The organism is Polaromonas sp., from assembly GCF_030689685.1.
Lineage (GTDB): Bacteria > Pseudomonadota > Gammaproteobacteria > Burkholderiales > Burkholderiaceae_C > Polaromonas.
The window spans coordinates 1-15,510 of sequence record NZ_JAUYEY010000025.1 but is presented as its reverse complement, the minus strand read 5'-3'; the positions used below and the strand labels follow the sequence as shown (position 1 = coordinate 15,510).

General features: G+C 62.6%; 16 protein-coding genes. 5 read left to right on the top strand and 11 right to left on the bottom strand.

The features are described from left to right. Positions 1 to 76: 76 nt before the first annotated feature. The 3 genes from Q8O29_RS06465 to Q8O29_RS06455 form a co-directional block, all read right to left on the bottom strand. On the bottom strand, positions 77 to 868 hold the full coding sequence (locus tag Q8O29_RS06465) for a xanthine dehydrogenase family protein subunit M (RefSeq protein WP_305561239.1): 792 nt from the start codon (positions 866 to 868) through the stop codon (positions 77 to 79). A gap of 24 nt (positions 869 to 892) precedes the next feature. Further along, complete coding sequence (locus Q8O29_RS06460; protein ID WP_305561238.1) at positions 893 to 3,268, bottom strand: xanthine dehydrogenase family protein molybdopterin-binding subunit; 2,376 nt, start codon at positions 3,266 to 3,268, stop codon at positions 893 to 895. A gap of 179 nt (positions 3,269 to 3,447) precedes the next feature. Beyond that, positions 3,448 to 3,915 carry a (2Fe-2S)-binding protein gene (locus tag Q8O29_RS06455; RefSeq protein WP_305561237.1) on the bottom strand — a complete coding sequence of 156 codons (468 nt, stop codon included), beginning with the start codon at positions 3,913 to 3,915 and terminating at the stop codon, positions 3,448 to 3,450. A gap of 201 nt (positions 3,916 to 4,116) precedes the next feature. On the opposite strand from Q8O29_RS06455, the gene Q8O29_RS06450 reads away from it, so the two are divergent. Continuing rightward, positions 4,117 to 5,253: a sigma-54-dependent Fis family transcriptional regulator gene (locus tag Q8O29_RS06450; protein ID WP_305561236.1), complete on the top strand. Its 1,137-nt coding sequence runs from the start codon at positions 4,117 to 4,119 to the stop codon at positions 5,251 to 5,253. A 113-nt stretch (positions 5,254 to 5,366) separates the two neighbouring features. Here the strand turns inward: Q8O29_RS06450 and Q8O29_RS06445 are convergent, their stop codons facing one another. The 3 genes from Q8O29_RS06445 to queG all read right to left on the bottom strand — a co-directional run bounded on the left by Q8O29_RS06445 (position 5,367) and on the right by queG (position 7,550). Beyond that, positions 5,367 to 5,837 (bottom strand): copper chaperone PCu(A)C, encoded by a 471-nt coding sequence (locus Q8O29_RS06445; protein ID WP_305561235.1) that lies wholly within the window; start codon positions 5,835 to 5,837, stop codon positions 5,367 to 5,369. Positions 5,838 to 6,044: 207 nt separating this feature from the next. Continuing rightward, positions 6,045 to 6,398, bottom strand: a complete 354-nt coding sequence (locus Q8O29_RS06440; RefSeq protein ID WP_305561234.1) for a DUF2946 family protein — start codon at positions 6,396 to 6,398, stop codon at positions 6,045 to 6,047. 54 nt (positions 6,399 to 6,452) lie between these two features. Then, complete coding sequence (gene queG, locus Q8O29_RS06435; protein WP_371134166.1) at positions 6,453 to 7,550, bottom strand: tRNA epoxyqueuosine(34) reductase QueG; 1,098 nt, start codon at positions 7,548 to 7,550, stop codon at positions 6,453 to 6,455. A 15-nt stretch (positions 7,551 to 7,565) separates the two neighbouring features. Here queG and tsaE point away from each other — a divergent pair, with 15 nt between their 5' ends. Then, positions 7,566 to 8,069 carry a tRNA (adenosine(37)-N6)-threonylcarbamoyltransferase complex ATPase subunit type 1 TsaE gene (gene tsaE, locus Q8O29_RS06430; RefSeq protein WP_305561233.1) on the top strand — a complete coding sequence of 168 codons (504 nt, stop codon included), beginning with the start codon at positions 7,566 to 7,568 and terminating at the stop codon, positions 8,067 to 8,069. Then, positions 8,066 to 9,442, top strand: a complete 1,377-nt coding sequence (locus Q8O29_RS06425) for an N-acetylmuramoyl-L-alanine amidase (protein WP_305561232.1) — start codon at positions 8,066 to 8,068, stop codon at positions 9,440 to 9,442. Before tsaE ends, Q8O29_RS06425 begins: the two co-directional genes overlap by 4 nt. Positions 9,443 to 9,471: 29 nt before the next feature. Here the strand turns inward: Q8O29_RS06425 and Q8O29_RS06420 are convergent, their stop codons facing one another. Next, complete coding sequence (locus Q8O29_RS06420) at positions 9,472 to 9,780, bottom strand: nucleotidyltransferase family protein (RefSeq protein WP_305561231.1); 309 nt, start codon at positions 9,778 to 9,780, stop codon at positions 9,472 to 9,474. Between the two features lie 18 nt (positions 9,781 to 9,798). Continuing rightward, positions 9,799 to 9,984 (bottom strand): hypothetical protein, encoded by a 186-nt coding sequence (locus Q8O29_RS06415; protein WP_305561230.1) that lies wholly within the window; start codon positions 9,982 to 9,984, stop codon positions 9,799 to 9,801. Positions 9,985 to 10,164: 180 nt separating this feature from the next. Here Q8O29_RS06415 and Q8O29_RS06410 point away from each other — a divergent pair, with 180 nt between their 5' ends. After that, complete coding sequence (locus Q8O29_RS06410) at positions 10,165 to 10,389, top strand: glycine zipper 2TM domain-containing protein (RefSeq protein ID WP_305561229.1); 225 nt, start codon at positions 10,165 to 10,167, stop codon at positions 10,387 to 10,389. A 71-nt stretch (positions 10,390 to 10,460) separates the two neighbouring features. Here the strand turns inward: Q8O29_RS06410 and Q8O29_RS06405 are convergent, their stop codons facing one another. The 3 genes from Q8O29_RS06405 to Q8O29_RS06395 all read right to left on the bottom strand — a co-directional run bounded on the left by Q8O29_RS06405 (position 10,461) and on the right by Q8O29_RS06395 (position 13,126). Beyond that, complete coding sequence (locus Q8O29_RS06405) at positions 10,461 to 10,949, bottom strand: aromatic-ring-hydroxylating dioxygenase subunit beta (protein ID WP_305561228.1); 489 nt, start codon at positions 10,947 to 10,949, stop codon at positions 10,461 to 10,463. 106 nt (positions 10,950 to 11,055) lie between these two features. Beyond that, positions 11,056 to 12,375, bottom strand: coding sequence for an aromatic ring-hydroxylating dioxygenase subunit alpha (locus Q8O29_RS06400; RefSeq protein WP_305561227.1), 1,320 nt, complete (start codon positions 12,373 to 12,375; stop codon positions 11,056 to 11,058). Positions 12,376 to 12,463: 88 nt separating this feature from the next. Then, complete coding sequence (locus Q8O29_RS06395; protein WP_305561226.1) at positions 12,464 to 13,126, bottom strand: DedA family protein; 663 nt, start codon at positions 13,124 to 13,126, stop codon at positions 12,464 to 12,466. A 208-nt stretch (positions 13,127 to 13,334) separates the two neighbouring features. Here Q8O29_RS06395 and mutL point away from each other — a divergent pair, with 208 nt between their 5' ends. Beyond that, the gene (gene mutL / locus Q8O29_RS06390) at positions 13,335 to 15,212 is read left to right on the top strand and encodes a DNA mismatch repair endonuclease MutL (protein ID WP_305561225.1); all 1,878 of its coding nucleotides are present in this window, start codon (positions 13,335 to 13,337) and stop codon (positions 15,210 to 15,212) included. Positions 15,213 to 15,510: the final 298 nt, after the last annotated feature.

The window sequence follows — 15,510 nt, the reverse complement described above, 5'->3', positions numbered from 1 at the left end:
AGGGCTGGAGGCATAAAAGACTTAAAACCGTTCGGGCAGCGGCTTCGACAGGCTCAGCCCGAACGGTGGGGCACCATCAGCCCAAGGCCTTCGCCACACCGCGCTGCGCCTGCACGCTGATCAGGTTGGCGCGATAGGCGGCAGTGGCGTGGATGTCGCTGTTGAGGTCGGTGGCAGCTATCTTTACAGCCGCCGCAGACTCGGGCGTGAAACTCTTGCTCAAGGCCGCCTCCAGCCCGGCGTGGCGGAACACACCGCTTGACGCGCCGGTGACGGCGACCCGCACACCGGCATCAAACTGCGCGACAAACACGCCGACCAGCGCAAAACGCGAGGCCGGCTGCTTGAACTTCATGTAGGCCGCGCGTTTAGGAACGGGAAAGCTGATCGCGGTGATCAGCTCGCCCTCTTCCAGCGCAGTGGCAAACATACCCAGGAAGAAGTCGTCGGCTGCAATCTTGCGCGTGGTGGTGTGTATGGTGGCGCCCAGCGCCAGCACCGCGCTGGGGTAGCAGGCCGAAGGGTCGTTGTTGGCGACCGAGCCGCCCAGCGTGCCCATGGCGCGCACCTGGCGGTCGCCGATGTTGGCGGCGAGGTCGGCCAGCGCGGGCAACGCCGCTTTGATGTCGGCGTTGTTGGCCACGTCGAGGTGACGTGTCATGGCACCGATGACAAAGCTGTTGCCCTCGCGCTTGACACCAGTCAACTCCTTGATGCCACTCAGATCGGCGAGTTGGTCGGGGCTGGACAGACGCAGCTTCATCGACGCCAGCAGGGTCTGACCGCCGGCCAGGGGTTTGGCGCCGTCGGTGGTTAGCTGTGCGGCTGCCGCCAGAGAGGTGGGGCGTTCCAGGGTAAATGCATACATGGTGATGGCTCCTTGGATGTTTGTTTATTTCTTTGCCGACTGGATGGCTTCCCAGACGCGGCTGGACGAAGCCGGCATGTCGAAGTCGGTCACGCCCAGCGGCCTGAGCGCGTCCAGCACCGCGTTGATCACCGCCGGCGGCGAGCCGATGGCACCGGCCTCGCCGCAGCCCTTGGCGCCCAGCGGGTTGTGGCTGCACGGCGTGCACAAGGTGTCCAGCGTGAAGTTGGGCATGTCATCGGCGCGCGGCATGGCGTAGTCCATGAAAGAGCCGGTCAGCAGCTGGCCGGACTCCGGGTCGTACACGCAGTTTTCCATCATGGCCTGGCCGATGCCCTGCACCAGCCCGCCATGTACCTGGCCTTCCACAATCATCGGGTTGATGATGTTGCCAAAGTCGTCCACCGCAGTGAAGCTGTCCACCCGCACCACACCGGTGGCGGGATCGACCTCGACCTCGCAGATGTAGGTACCGGCCGGGAAGGTGAAGTTGGTTGGGTCGTAAAACGCGGTTTCATTCAGGCCGGGCTCCAGCTTGTCGAGCGGGTAGTTGTGCGGCACATAGGCCGTCAGCGCCACCTGGCCGAACGTGACCTTCTTGTCGGTGCCCTTGATGGTGAACTCGCCGTTGGCAAACTCGACATCGGCGTCGCTGGCTTCCATCAGGTGCGCAGCGATCTTCTTGGCCTTGGTCTCTATCTTGTCGAGCGCCTTCATGATGGCGGTGCCGCCCACCGACATGGAGCGCGAGCCGTAAGTGCCCATGCCAAAAGGCACACGCCCGGTGTCGCCGTGCACGATGTCCACCGCATCGACCGAGATGCCCAGACGCGCGGCCACCACCTGCGCAAAGGTGGTCTCATGCCCCTGGCCGTGGCTGTGTGAACCGGTGAACACCGTCACGCTGCCGGTGGGGTGTACCCGCACCTCGCCGCACTCAAACAAACCGGCGCGCGCGCCGAGCGCACCGGCAATGTTGCTGGGCGCCAAGCCGCAGGCCTCGATGTAGCAGGAGTAACCGATGCCGCGCAGCAGCCCTTTGGCCTCGGACGCTGCCCGGCGTTTGGCAAAACCTGCCACGTCGGCCAGCTCGTTGCCGCGTTTGAGCAAGGCATGGAAATCACCCACGTCGTATTGCAGCGCCACCGGCGTCTGGTACGGAAAATCTTTGACGAAGTTGCGGCGGCGGATTTCGTCCTGGCCCAAGCCCAGCTCCCAGGCGCAGCGCGTGACCAGGCGCTCCAGCAGATAGGTCGCTTCAGGGCGGCCGGCGCCCCGGTAAGCATCGACCGGTGCGGTGTTGGTGAACCAGGCATCGACCTCGACATAAATCTGCGGGCAGGTGTACTGGCCGGCCAGCAGCGTGGCGTAAAGAATGGTCGGTATGGCGGGCGCAAAGGTGGACAGGTAGGCGCCAATGTTGGCGTCGGTGTGCACCCGCATCGCGAGGAACTTGCCGTCCTTGTCCAGCGCCATCTCGGCGTGGCTGGAGTGGTCACGCCCATGCGCGTCGCTGACAAAGGCCTCGCTGCGGTCGGCCGTCCACTTGATGTTGCGGTTCAGCTTTTTGGAGGCCCAGGTCAGGCACACGTCTTCGGCGTACAAATAGATCTTGGAGCCGAAGCCGCCCCCCACGTCGGGCGCAATCACGCGCACCTTGTGCTCGGGCAGGCCCATCACAAAAGCCGTCAGCAGCAGTCGCTCGACATGCGGGTTCTGGTTGGACACATACAGCACGTATTCGTCCGTGGCGCGGCTGTAGGAGCCAATCGCCGCCCGCGGTTCCATGGCATTGGGAATCAGCCGGTTGTTGGTCAAGTCCAGCTTGGTGATGTGCGCGGCATTGGCAAACACCGCATCGACCTGAGCCTTGTCGCCAATCGCCCATTTGTAGCAATGGTTGTCGGGGGCGGCCTCGTGTAATGCCGTGGCCTTGGCTGCATCGGTGACACGCACCACCGCGCTCAGCACGTCGTAATCCACCTCGACCAGCTCGGCAGCGTTTTTCGCCTGCTCCAGCGTCTCGGCCACCACCATGGCCACATGGTCACCGACATAACGCACCTTGCCCTGCGCCAGGATGGGGTGCGGCGGCTCCTTCATCGGGTTGCCGTCGGTACTGGTGATCAGCCAGCCGCAAGGCAGGCCGTTGATCTTGTCGGCGGCTACGTCTTCACCCACAAACACATCGAGCACGCCCGGCGCGGCTTTGGCGGCTGCGATCTTGATGCTGTTGATGTTGGCGTGCGCATGCGGTGACCGCACAAACACCGCGTAGCTCTGGTTCGCCAGCGTGATGTCGTCGGTGTATTGCCCGCCGCCGGTGAGAAAGCGGTAGTCTTCCTTGCGGCGGACGGAGGTGCCAATGTTTGGCAGGTTGACGAAGTCGGATGCACCCATTTGTCTACTCCTCATATGAATACAAAATACTGTTGAACAAAGAGATCAAGGAGGCAAGGAGGAAGGAAGGAAGGAAGGAAGGAAAACAGAAAAATTAAAAAAACTCTATCGACTTTTCTTGTTCCTCCTTAACCTCCTTAGCCTCCTTGATCTCCTTGTGAAAATTCTTCTTTAAAGCCTCAAGCAGCCATGGCCACAGCACCCTGCTGCACCGCCTTGACGATGTTCTGGTAGCCGGTGCAGCGGCAGATGTTGCCCTCCAGCAGCTCGCGTATCTCGCCCTCGCTGGCCTTGGGGTGGTGCTTGCACAAATCAACTGCACTCATGACCATGCCGGTGGTGCAGAAGCCGCATTGCAAGCCGTGGCATTCCTTGAAGGCTGCCTGCATCGGGTGCATGGTGCCGTCGGCAGCCGCCAGGCCTTCAATGGTGGTGATGTCAGCGCCTTCAGCCTGGGCCGCCAGGATGTTGCAGGACTTGACCGCGCGGCCGTTCATCAACACGGTGCAGGCGCCGCACTGGGCGGTGTCGCAGCCGACATGGGTGCCAGTCATTTTGAGCTGCTCGCGCAGCACCTGGACCAGAAAGGTGTTGGGCGGCGCATCGACATTTTTGGCTTTGCCATTGACTTTGAATTGAACTTGCATGGGCTTGTCTCCTGATGGCTATTTGATTGGCTGCGGATAAAACGATCCATTGTTAAAGTGCCCACCTCACGCCCGCCTAGGTTAAACCCTAGAAGCCTTGCCAAAGCCTTCTGAAATTCTCAAAATGGAACATTCCCTGTCCGGCGCCCCAGCGAGGTTCCGTCAGGTCTGGTAGGCTGCCCCCACCTCATTTTTACAACCATGCTGACCGTCCTCCCGTCCTCTCCAGAACAACGCCTGCAGCAAATCGCGCAGGCGCGCCAGGCCGTGCTACACGACGGCAACAGCCAGTCCGGCGGCTGGACCGATTCCTGGATAGCGCGCTCCTGGCAGCGCTGCCTTGTCAATGGTCAAAGGCCAGAGCAGCAGGTCAGCTTCGACATCATGCCGCCGCAAGCCCTGCGCCGCACCGAAGAAGCCAACCATGTGCTGGTGCAGGCCGCGCGCCCGGTGCTGGAGAAACTGGGCGCCGCGATTGCCAGCACCCGTTACTTCGCCATCCTCACCAACGCGCAGGGCGTGGTGGTGGATTTCAATGGCGTGATCGACCGGCGCGACCGGCGCGTCGACCTGATCACCCGCATCGGCGTGGACCTGTCCGAGGACAGCGTGGGCACCACCGCCATCGGTGCGGCGCTGACCGAACTGCAGCCGGTCTGGCTGCACCGCGGCGAGCATTTTTTCAACGCCAACTCGGCCTATAGCTGCGCCGGTGCGCCGCTGTTCGGCCCGGACGGCACTTGCGCCGGCATGCTGGACCTGACCGGCGTGGACACGGTGGAGCGCCCGGAGCTCAAACACCTGGTGGAGCAGTCGGCGCGCAGCATTGAAAACGCCTTGATCCAGAGTCGGCCGCACGACTTGCTGATTCGCCTGAACTGGTCCAGCCACAGCCTGGGTGACGACATGGACGGCCTCATTGGGTTGGACCCGGACGGCTGGGTCACTGGTGCCAACCCGGCGGCGCGGCAAATGGTGCCGGCACTGCAGGCCGGCAGCCCGGCTGCGGTGCACTGCAGCGAACTGTTCGCCATGCCTTACGAGATGCTGTTTGACGCTGCAAAAAGCGACACGCTCGGTTATCCGCAGGCCATGGACGTACCGCTGTGGTCCGGCCTGCGCCTGCATGCGCTGCCGCTGCTGCGCGGGCAGGTGGCCGCGCCGGGCCGGCTTGGCACCCCCGTTGCAGCGCCTGCGCTGCCTTTGAGAGATCTCGAAACGGCGCTGATCCGCAAAGCCGTCAACGAAGCCAAGGGCAACGTCATGAAAGCCGCGCGCGCGCTGGGCATCAGCCGCGCGACGGTCTACCGCCGGCTCGGCGGAAAAGTCAAACAGTGAGCGTTTCAAAACTCATGACAGCCGGCACACTCCACCCCTCACCCCGACCCTCTCCCAGAGGGCGAGGGTGAGAGCCGTCCAATTCACTGTCGTGTAACTGGAATAGTCAATAGTCAGTGTTTGTGGCCGCCCGCGTGGCCAGCCGTTGCGGCGCCTGGCGCCGTCGCGGCCACTGGCAGTTTCAGCGCCACCTTGCTCTCCTGGCCTTTGGCGTCTCTGAGGGTCAGGGTCAGCGGCACGGTGCTGCCTTTGGGCAGGGCCTGTTTCAACTCCATCAGCATGATGTGGTAACCACCGGGCTTGAGCTGCACGGTTTTTCCGGCCGGCAGATCCAGCACAGGCACGGCGCGCATGCGCATGACATCGCCTTCCATTTTCATCTCGTGGACTTCGGCCACGCCGGCCAGCGGCGACGAAGCGCCGACCAGCTTGGCGCCGTCTTTGGCGGTGATGGACATGAAGGCACCGGTGCCTGACTGGCCGGGCACGGCGGTACGCACCCAGGCGTCCCTGACTTCGACAGTTTGCGCATGCAGGGCGACGCCCGACAAGGCCAGCAGCATGACCAAGATTTTTGATTTCATGAGGGGTTCTTTCGTGGAAATAAAGGTAACTCAGCCGGCGAGTCAACGGTGATGTGCCTGGACTTCGGCCGGTTGAAATGAAAATAAAGGGCGTGTTGCCCCGGGTTCGTCATCCCGGGTGACCCGTGATCCTTATCGCAGGAACCACTGTTCGGGCCCACTGCGGGGATCGCGGGCCAAGCCCGCAATGACAAGCGCTTGTTCAGTTCAAAGTGCAGGCGGGCCGCGGCTGAAGGGCAGCCCCGGCGAGGAGGTCGAACGCAGGGCATCCTGGAAGACAACCGCCATCGCGGCGGCGGCGTGACAGATGCCGGTTTGTTCCAGCGGCAGCAAAGCCAGTCCGGTCGAACCGCAAAGGTCGCAGTGGCCGTTGGCAGATGAAGCGTCCTCGCTGCCCGGCTGGCCAGCGCCGGTTGCGCTGCACAGCCCCCCTAGCTGGCCGGTGCGCACGTCCTCGGCCAGCATGGACACCGGCGCGAGCAACGCGGCAAACACGGCCACAAACCCCAGCCACGCGGCAAGACGGGCCCAAAGCGGGCGGGAGGACGGGGTTGTTGGCATCGAATGATTATAGGGAGGGGTCAATAGCTGCACAAAATGCTACAAAATCAGGAGCTACTCACGACCGCTGGATATGGGCTGGAGGCCGATTTGATTCATAATCGGCGCGGAAAGGGCCCACGCCACATGTTCACGCACCACCTCACTGGCATGATCACGCCGCGCCAGCAAGGCAGCCCGCAGTGCGCTCCCGTCATTGCCGCCGGCGTGCAGGGCATTGCCCATGGCCACCGCAATGTTGCGCAGCCAGCGCGCATGCCCAATGCGCCTGATCACGCTGCCTTCGGTGTAACGCAAAAACTCTTCTTCGGTCCAGGCAAACAGCGTGGTCAGTTGCTGGCCGCTCAGGCCCGCACGTTCGTCAAAGTCCGGCAAAGCACTGCGCTGCGCAAACTTGTTCCAGGGGCAGGTCAACTGGCAGTCGTCACAGCCGTAGATGCGGTTGCCGATCAGCGGCCTCAGTTCCAGCGGGATGGCGCCCGCATGTTCAATGGTCAGGTAGGAGATGCAGCGCCTGGCGTCAAGCCGGTGCGGCGCGATGATGGCCTGCGTCGGACAAATAGCTATACAGGCGCTGCAACTGCCGCAATGCGGCGTCACTGGCTCGCTGGGCGGCAGCGCCACATCGACATAAATCTCGCCGAGAAAAAACATGGAGCCGGCTTCGCGATTGAGCAGCAGCGTGTGTTTGCCGCGCCAGCCCTGGCCGCTGCGCGAGGCCAGCTCTGCCTCCAGCACCGGCGCGGAATCGGTGAAAGCGCGGTGGCCCATGGGCTGCACGTGGCCGGCAATTTTTTCCCCCAGCTTCTGCAGGCGTGTTCGCATGACCTTGTGGTAGTCGCGGCCCCGCGCATAGACCGACACGATGGCTTCGCCGGGCCGCTCCAGCCGCGCCAGCTCCATCGCCTGCCACTGGCCTGGCGCCTGCGGCGTGGATGCGGGCAGGTAGTCCATGCGCGCGGTTATCACGCTGACGGTGCCGGGCACCAGCTCGGCCGGGCGCGCGCGCTTGAGGCCGTGCGCGGCCATGTAATTCATGTCACCATGAAAGCCAGCGGCCAGCCAGGCCGATAATCCGGGCTCTGCCGATGACAAATCAACACCTGCAATGCCAATTTGCGAAAATCCAAGCTCGCGCGCCCACGTTTGAATTTGAGAAACGAATTGATGGCTATTGACGATCACCCGCTCATTGTAAAAAGTATTGCCTGGGCGACCGAGGACGACACACGGGCCTTCGCAACAGCGCTCGCCGCGAAGCTGCAAGGCAGTGTGGTCGGCCGCAATGTGCTGATCGCGCTGCACGGCGACCTCGGTAGCGGCAAAACCACCTTTGTGCGGCATCTGCTCAAAGCCCTCGGTGTGGCGGGCCGTGTCAAGAGCCCGACCTATGCGGTGGTCGAGCCCTATACCGTCGACGACGCACCCGGCGGCGCGCTTTACATCTGGCATTTCGACTTTTACCGCTTCAACGATCCGGACGAGTGGGAAGAAGCCGGCTTTCGCGACATCTTCGCCAGCACCGGCCTGAAGCTCGTGGAGTGGCCGGAGAAAGCCGGCGAGCATCTGCCTGCCGCTGACCTGGACATCGCACTCGAATTGCAGGACGGCGATGTGCGCGCCGTCACCCTCACCGCCCGCAGCGATGCCGGCGCGGCGCTGCTGCCATGAGCGCCAGCAAAAGTGGACTGAACCGGCGCAGCGCGCTGCAGATGGGCAGCTTGGTGCTGTTGCTGGGCGTGCAGCAGATCGCGCGCGGCGCGAGCATCCTGGCGGTGCGGGTCTGGCCGTCCAAGGACTACAGCCGGGTCACGATCGAGTCCGACGTGGGGCTCAAGACCAAGTACTATTTCATCGCCGAGCCGCCGCGGCTGGCGGTGGACATTGAAGGCATCGACCTGATTCCGGCCCTGCGCGAGCTGGTGGCCAAGGTCAAACCCGACGATCCGAACATCTCCGGCATACGCGTGGGGCAAAACGCGCCCGGCGTGGTGCGCCTGGTGGTCGAGCTCAAGCAGCCCATGCTGCCGCAGGTGTTCACGCTACAGCCGGTCGCGGCTTACCAGCATCGGCTGGTGTTCGACCTCTACCCGACCCAGGTGGTGGATCCGCTGGCGGCGCTGATTGCCGAGCGCCTCAAGGACAAACCACCACTTGCTGCGGCGCCGCAGGCCGTCGATCGGCTGGGCGAGCTGATTGCCAAACAAACCGACCGGCCTGCACCAGCCGCCCCGCCGCCCGCAACCGCTGCCGACAAACCGCCCGTCATCGCCGCAGCGCCCAAAGCGCCGTCCGAAACCGTGGGTGCCGGCGCCGGCAGCCGCAACAAGACGGACCGCCTGATCATCGTGGCGCTGGACCCCGGCCACGGCGGTGAAGACCCGGGGGCCATCGGCCCCGGCGGCACGCGCGAAAAAGATGTGGTGCTGCAAATTGCGCTGCGCCTGCGTGACCGCATCAATGCCGTCCCCAACATGCGCGCCTACCTCACGCGCGACGCCGACTTTTTCGTGCCGCTGCACATCCGCGTGCAAAAAGCCAGGCGGGTGCAGGCCGACCTGTTCATCAGCATCCATGCCGATGCGTTTTTCACGCCGCGACCGCAGGGCGCCAGTGTGTTCGCCCTCAGTGAAAAAGGCGCCACCAGCAGCGCGGCGCGCTGGATCGCCGACAAGGAAAATTCCGCCGACCTGGTCGGCGGCGTCAACGTCAAGGCCAAAGACGCTCACGTACAAAAAGCCCTGCTCGACATGAGCACCACCGCGCAGATCAACGACAGCCTCAAACTCGGCAGCGCGATGCTGGGCGAGATCGGCAGCGTCGGCAAGCTGCACAAACCGCGTGTGGAGCAGGCCGGGTTTGCCGTGCTCAGGGCACCCGACATTCCCAGCGTGCTGGTCGAAACCGCTTTTATCAGCAACCCCGATGAAGAAGCCAAGCTGCGCAGCGACGACTACCAGATTCAGCTTGCCGACGCACTGATGCGCGGTATCGGCCGTTACTTTGCGAAGAACCCGCCGCTGGCGCGCAACCGGCCTCTTTAGCTCTGGCGGCAGTTTTTGACTTCGGGTGCTTATCCAGGATTTACGGCAGGGATGGGGACAAGTTGCGGTTCCACCAAGGCCCTGAAAGTTTCGCTGCAGGCGCTCCAGTCAAGCACATCCACCATGATGGGTAAATCCGACTCTTCAAACGCCTCGCGAACAAGGGCGAGGTCGCGCCATAACACGGCGTGGTCTGAACGCACCATTAAGTCAAGATCAGAAAATTTCTTTGCCTTGCCCATGACTCGAGAGCCAAAAGCATAAACAGGCATGCCGGGCAGTTGCGCCGCCAGCACCTGCTGCACCGTCGCCATGTGCCTGGGCGCGAGATCAATCATTTTTGGCTTCAAGTGCTTTCAGGGCACGTTGGGCTTCAGGCAAAAATCGGATGCTGAGCGAAAAAAGGTCTGGATAACACCGGCCCTGACGGCCTCACGCACCGTCGGCGGCAACTTGTCCCTCGCGGCTGCGTCGGCCGGAATGCCTTGCGCGCGTTCCAGCGCGCCCAAAGAGGCAATGAGATGGGAGAGATCAAGCGCCATAGAGCCATTCTATAAGTGTTGCCCCAGGTTTTTGCCCCGAAATTATGGCGCTTGCTTTGCAGGAATTCCGCAAGCAGCCGACAGCCAACCTAGTCCACTTCCTACAGGATGACGCCGTCAGCGAACCTAAAGTGTGAATCACAGGCGATTAGCCTGCAACGCAAACAAAAGGTGAACAACATGAAAACCAACATTTTGATGGCAGCCGCAGCCGCATCCCTGATCGCCCTGACCGGCTGCAGCACCCCGCTGACCAACCAGCAAATCGGCACTGGCACCGGCGCTGTGCTCGGCGGCGTAGCAGGCAGCGCGCTGGGCGGCGGCACACTGGGCACTGTGGGCGGCGCAGCAGCCGGCGCGGTGATCGGCAGTGAAATCGGCAAGAAGCAGGATCAGAAGCGCTAAGCGTCCACTCCTCGGCAAGCCGGGGTAGGCCGCAGTCAGTCCGAACGGCTGAAGCGGCTGGCCGCCTGCTCTCACACCGGGTAAATCAGCGAATTAAGAATCATCTCGCTGTCATAGACACACAGCCGCCGCTTGAACTTCAGCCCTGCGTCTGTCCGGATGATCGCGTCGATGTAGCGCCCCACGTTGTAAACCTCGCTGACACCTGCGGGCCGCGTACGAAACACCGCGTAATTGGCCTGCGCCGTGATGAGGTCCCCTTCTTGCGACAAGACCTGCGCCGGGCTGATGACATGCCGCGTGTAATACGGCCCGTGGTAAATCGTCTGGGTGATGCCGTACACGCGGTCTTTCATCATGCCCCGGCTCTCCAGGTCCATCAGAGCCAGCGGCAGACCCCGGTCAAAGTTTTCCCGGGCCTGCAGGGTGTAACGCCCGTCCTCCAGAAAAAATTCCGGCCAGGCATCAAAACGTTTTTCATCGAGCGCTGAAGCGTAGGCGGCATAAAGCTGGTCCACCTCGTGCTGTAGCTGCAGGCGCTCCAGTGTCACGCCGCTCATACCGCCGCCTCCTTCATTACACCCTCTGCCAACACCCAGGTGTCGGCGACCGGCGGCATTCGCGCTATGTCGATCCCCACTTTGTGGGGCCCCTCGCCAAGTGCGCTCATACCGCCATCACTTTCTTCCAGTAGGCATACATGCTGCGGATCAGGGTTTCGGTCACCATGTGTTCTGTCATCTCGGTGCCGGTACCGCCCAGCTCGCACAGGGTAGCGCCCGCCTCGCCGCCCTGGCGGAAGCCGTCCTGGCTGAACTCGATGACCTCGCCGTCGTCGGCGCTGACAAAACCCGCCGGCCCAAACAGGTTGGCCTGGCGCAGCCGGCGCTGTGTCATCTCCGGCGTGTCGTCGGCAAAACCGAAATGCGTCCAGACAAAGTCAAACTCACCTTCACCGCGCGGCACAATGTGGCGCGTGCTCAGCGAGTTGACTTGCTGCTGGATGATCAGGCTGGGGAATAACGTGATCATGGTCACGGTGGGTGTGATGTCGCTGCCGGGCTGCGAGGGGTCGGGCACGGTCCACCAGGCTTCGGGCACCACATCAAGCAGGCGATCATCGTGCAGCGTCATGCCGGCTTTGAAAGACGTCACGCCCTCCGTTACGGCGGCCTGCCCGCCTTCGTTGCGGCGCGAGATCATCACCGCATGGCGGCCATGCGCATCCATCACCATGCGGCTTTTCTGGTCGGCGCGCCACAGGCCAAAAGTCACAAACCAGGTGTGCAGCAGCCCCGGGTGGTACGGATCCTTGATGTTTTCCATCATCAGCTTCCAGTTGCCCGGAATGCGCTGGCGGTTGTAGCCCAGCAAGGTGAGCGGCCGGCCTTTGAAGATACGCTCCAGCCAGGGCATGACATTCGGGCCCAGGTAATCTTGCAGCGGCTCCGCCGCATCACTGAAAGTTGCAAACACCAGGCCGTGCAACACCGCCACGCGCAGCTTCGTCAGGCCATGGTCTTTCAGCTCAAAACCTGCGGGCATGCCACCGTTGATACAGTCGCCGTCCTTCACGCCGTCCTTGAACGGCAGGCCCGCCAGGTCGCCGTTGAGCTTGTAGGTCCACTGGTGGTAGGGGCAGACAAAGCTGCGGGCATTGCCCTCTAGCTTCTGGCAGAAGCGCACGCCGCGATGCGCGCAGCGGTTTTCCACCACACGAATGCCGTTGTCTGTGGCCCGGTCTTTGGGCGCCACACGGTCACGCACCAGAATCACCTGGCGCTCGCCAACATGGCTGAGCTTGAAGTCACCCAGGTTGGGGATTTCAACCTCCAGCCCGACGTAACCCCAGTGCGGGCCATAAAAAATCTTCTCCAGCTCGCGCTGGTAAAGCTGTGCGTCGGTGTAGGCCCAGAAGGGCACGCGGCTGGAGCCCGGCGTGTTCCAGCGCGAGAGTACAGAGTCCGATGGGTTTGGCGCGTTCATCTCAACAGTCCGGCGATTGGATCAGGAGAAATGATACGCTTACTTATGATCAGCCGTACATGGCGCAGGTGCGCCTTGAACCCGGTATTTATCGGGGCGCAACGGCTGCTGTCGCCTTGCTGCGGCTGGCCTTCCAGGCACCGTACAGCACAAGCAGGCCGGGAATCAGGATCATCGCCCAGATGATCTTGCTCAAGTTGGCCTGCACCCACGGCAGGTTGCCGAAAATATAACCCGCGCCGGTCAAGCCGACCACCCAGATCAGGGCGCCAATCACGTTGTAAGCCGTGAATTTCGCGCGGTTCATCTCGGCCACGCCCGCCACAAACGGCGCAAAGGTACGTAGAAATGGCATGAAACGCGCCAGGATGATGGTGATGCCGCCGTAACGTTCGTAAAACTCATGCGCCTGGTTAAACGCGCGTTTGTTGAAGAAACGCGACTGCTCCCACTGAAACACCTTGGGCCCGAAGTAACGGCCAATCAAATAGTTGCACTGGTCGCCAAGAATTGCAGCCACCACCAGCAGGCCCATGGCCAGCGGCAGGCTCAGCAGCCCGATACCGCACAGGGCGCCCACTACAAAAAGCAGCGAGTCCCCGGGCAAAAATGGCATGACCACCACGCCGGTTTCAACAAAAACAATCAGAAACAGCAGGGCATAAACCCACATGCCGTAAGCGCGGGTGAAAGCCTCCAGGTGTTTGTCCACATGCAGGATGAAGTCGATCAGAAAGGCGATAATTTCCATGGCCTGATTTTGACATGCCGAAATTCAGACTTTGCCAGCTTGTGCTTTGTGGGTGCTTCGAACAAGCCGGGGTAGCCCGGCGGCTACTCACTTTCTTTTGGCGACGCAAAAGAAAGTTACTTGCCGCCGGGCAACCCCCGGCTTGCTGGTAAACCACCGACATCAGAAGCGCGAACAAGCCAAATAACACTTCCCCTAAAATCACAAGGTGACCCCTGCCGCCTCCACCCCTCCCCGCCGTCCCATCCGCGAACTGCCCGACGAGTTGATCAGCCAGATCGCCGCTGGCGAGGTGGTGGAACGCCCGGCATCGGTGGTGCGCGAGCTGGTGGACAACGCGCTGGACGCTGGCGCCACGCAGGTCACGGTGCGGCTGCTGGCCGGCGGCGTGCGGTTGATTGCTGTCGAGGACGATGGCTCCGGCATCCCGCGCGACGAACTGGCGGTGGCCCTCAGGCGGCATGCCACCAGCAAAATTTCGTCGCTGCAGGACCTGGAGTCCGTCGTCACCATGGGTTTCAGAGGCGAAGCGCTGGCCGCCATCAATTCGATTGCCGACATGAGCCTGTTGTCCCGGGCAGAGGGCGACAGCCACGCCTGGCAGCTCGACGGCCGCTCCGGCGAACTCAAGCCGACGGCGCGCAACCGCGGCACAACGGTGGAGGTGCGCGAGCTGTTTTACGCCACACCGGCACGCCGCAAGTTCTTGAAGACCGATGCCACCGAGCTGGCGCACTGCATCGAGGCGGTGCGCCGCCATGCGCTGGTGCGGCCCGACGTCGGTTTTGCCATCTGGCACGAAGGCAAGCTGGTGGAACAGTGGCGTGCCTGCACGGGCGATGACGCGCACGAGCAGCGCCTGGCCGATGTGCTGGGCAGCGAGTTGCTGGGCCAAAGCGTGGCAGTGGACTACAGCTCGGGCCAGGTGCGCGTCACCGGGCGGGCCGGCATTCCGGATGCGGCGCGCTCCCGCGCCGACCAGCAATTTGCCTATGTCAATGGCCGTTATGTGCGCGACAAGGTCTTGAGCCATGCCGCACGCAGCGCCTACGAAGACGTGTTGCACGGCCACCGCCAGCCGGTTTATGCGCTGTATGTGAGCCTGGACCCGACACGGGTGGACGTCAATGTGCACCCGACCAAGATCGAGGTGCGTTTTCGCGACAGCCGCGAGATCCATCAGGCGGTGCGCCATGCGGTTGAAAACGCGCTGGCTGCGCCGCGTGCGGCAGCCACCGCGCTGGCCGCTGCAAATATTGAGTCAAATCAGGCTCCAGCCCTTTCCCCATGGGCGCAACCAGCTATCAATTTCGGAGCAAATCAGGGGTACAGGGCGAGCCCGCACGTCTCTGACTTTGAGGCCATGTGGCCGGCACCGTCTCCCTCCACCGTTCGCCCTGAGCCTGTCGAAGGGTTTCACACCACAGAGGCTTCGACCCATCGTCAAGCTCAGGACAGGCCAGGCTCAGCCCAAACGGCTGCGACCGATCTGCCCCCCGGCGACTGGCCGCTGGGCCGTGCCATCGCGCAGTTGCAGGGCATCTACATCCTGGCTGAAAACACGCAGGGCCTGGTGATTGTGGACATGCATGCGGCCCATGAGCGCATTGTGTATGAGCGCCTGAAAAGCCAGATGGACACGGCCAGCATAAGCAGCCAGCCGCTGCTGATTCCGGCCACCTTTGCCGCCTCGCCCCAGGAGGTGGCCGCAGCCGAGGCGCACACCGACACCCTGCAGGCGCTGGGGCTGGAGATCACCCCGTTTTCGCCGCGCACCCTGGCTGTGCGTGCCGTGCCCACCAGCCTCGCGCAGGGTGATGCGGTGGAACTGGCGCGCAGCGTGCTGGCCGAGCTGGCGCAACACGACGCCAGCACCGTGATCCAGCGCGCGCAAAACGAGTTGCTGTCCACCATGGCCTGCCACGGCGCGGTGCGCGCCAACCGCAAACTGACCATCGACGAGATGAACGGCCTGCTGCGCCAGATGGAAGCCACCGAGCGCTCCGACCAGTGCAACCACGGCCGCCCGACCTGGCGGCAGATCACGGTCAAAGAGCTCGACAGCCTGTTTCTGCGCGGGCGTTAGGGCCCGTTCGGGAATAAGTTGTGCATTTGGCCGTCGGATTCGGGATGCGATGCTAGGCGCGAAGCGTGCCGTGTGGCTATGCCACACAAGCGATTCGCAACAACGCAGCGCGCCCGAAGCTGGCGAGTCAAATGTGCAAGTTATTCCTGAACGGGCCCTTAGTCTTACTGTGTCATAAAATATGCTATTATTTCAATAGCATCAATTCTGACCGGAGGCTTTATGGACGCAGCCAAGGAGTTCAATCGTTACATCTCTCATTTGTCCGAGGGACTCGGGCATGCTGACCGCCACGCGG

What these genes read in the sequence shown, in the direction of transcription:
- Q8O29_RS06465 (WP_305561239.1), bottom strand. Translation starts at nt 868, where the DNA reads ATGTATGCATTTACCCTGGAACGCCCCACCTCTCTGGCGGCAGCCGCA.
- Q8O29_RS06460 (WP_305561238.1), bottom strand. Translation starts at nt 3,268, where the DNA reads ATGGGTGCATCCGACTTCGTCAACCTGCCAAACATTGGCACCTCCGTC.
- Q8O29_RS06455 (WP_305561237.1), bottom strand. Translation starts at nt 3,915, where the DNA reads ATGCAAGTTCAATTCAAAGTCAATGGCAAAGCCAAAAATGTCGATGCG.
- Q8O29_RS06450 (WP_305561236.1), top strand. Translation starts at nt 4,117, where the DNA reads ATGCTGACCGTCCTCCCGTCCTCTCCAGAACAACGCCTGCAGCAAATC.
- Q8O29_RS06445 (WP_305561235.1), bottom strand. Translation starts at nt 5,837, where the DNA reads ATGAAATCAAAAATCTTGGTCATGCTGCTGGCCTTGTCGGGCGTCGCC.
- Q8O29_RS06440 (WP_305561234.1), bottom strand. Translation starts at nt 6,398, where the DNA reads ATGCCAACAACCCCGTCCTCCCGCCCGCTTTGGGCCCGTCTTGCCGCG.
- tsaE (WP_305561233.1), top strand. Translation starts at nt 7,566, where the DNA reads ATGGCTATTGACGATCACCCGCTCATTGTAAAAAGTATTGCCTGGGCG.
- Q8O29_RS06425 (WP_305561232.1), top strand. Translation starts at nt 8,066, where the DNA reads ATGAGCGCCAGCAAAAGTGGACTGAACCGGCGCAGCGCGCTGCAGATG.
- Q8O29_RS06420 (WP_305561231.1), bottom strand. Translation starts at nt 9,780, where the DNA reads ATGATTGATCTCGCGCCCAGGCACATGGCGACGGTGCAGCAGGTGCTG.
- Q8O29_RS06415 (WP_305561230.1), bottom strand. Translation starts at nt 9,984, where the DNA reads ATGGCGCTTGATCTCTCCCATCTCATTGCCTCTTTGGGCGCGCTGGAA.
- Q8O29_RS06410 (WP_305561229.1), top strand. Translation starts at nt 10,165, where the DNA reads ATGAAAACCAACATTTTGATGGCAGCCGCAGCCGCATCCCTGATCGCC.
- Q8O29_RS06405 (WP_305561228.1), bottom strand. Translation starts at nt 10,949, where the DNA reads ATGAGCGGCGTGACACTGGAGCGCCTGCAGCTACAGCACGAGGTGGAC.
- Q8O29_RS06400 (WP_305561227.1), bottom strand. Translation starts at nt 12,375, where the DNA reads ATGAACGCGCCAAACCCATCGGACTCTGTACTCTCGCGCTGGAACACG.
- Q8O29_RS06395 (WP_305561226.1), bottom strand. Translation starts at nt 13,126, where the DNA reads ATGGAAATTATCGCCTTTCTGATCGACTTCATCCTGCATGTGGACAAA.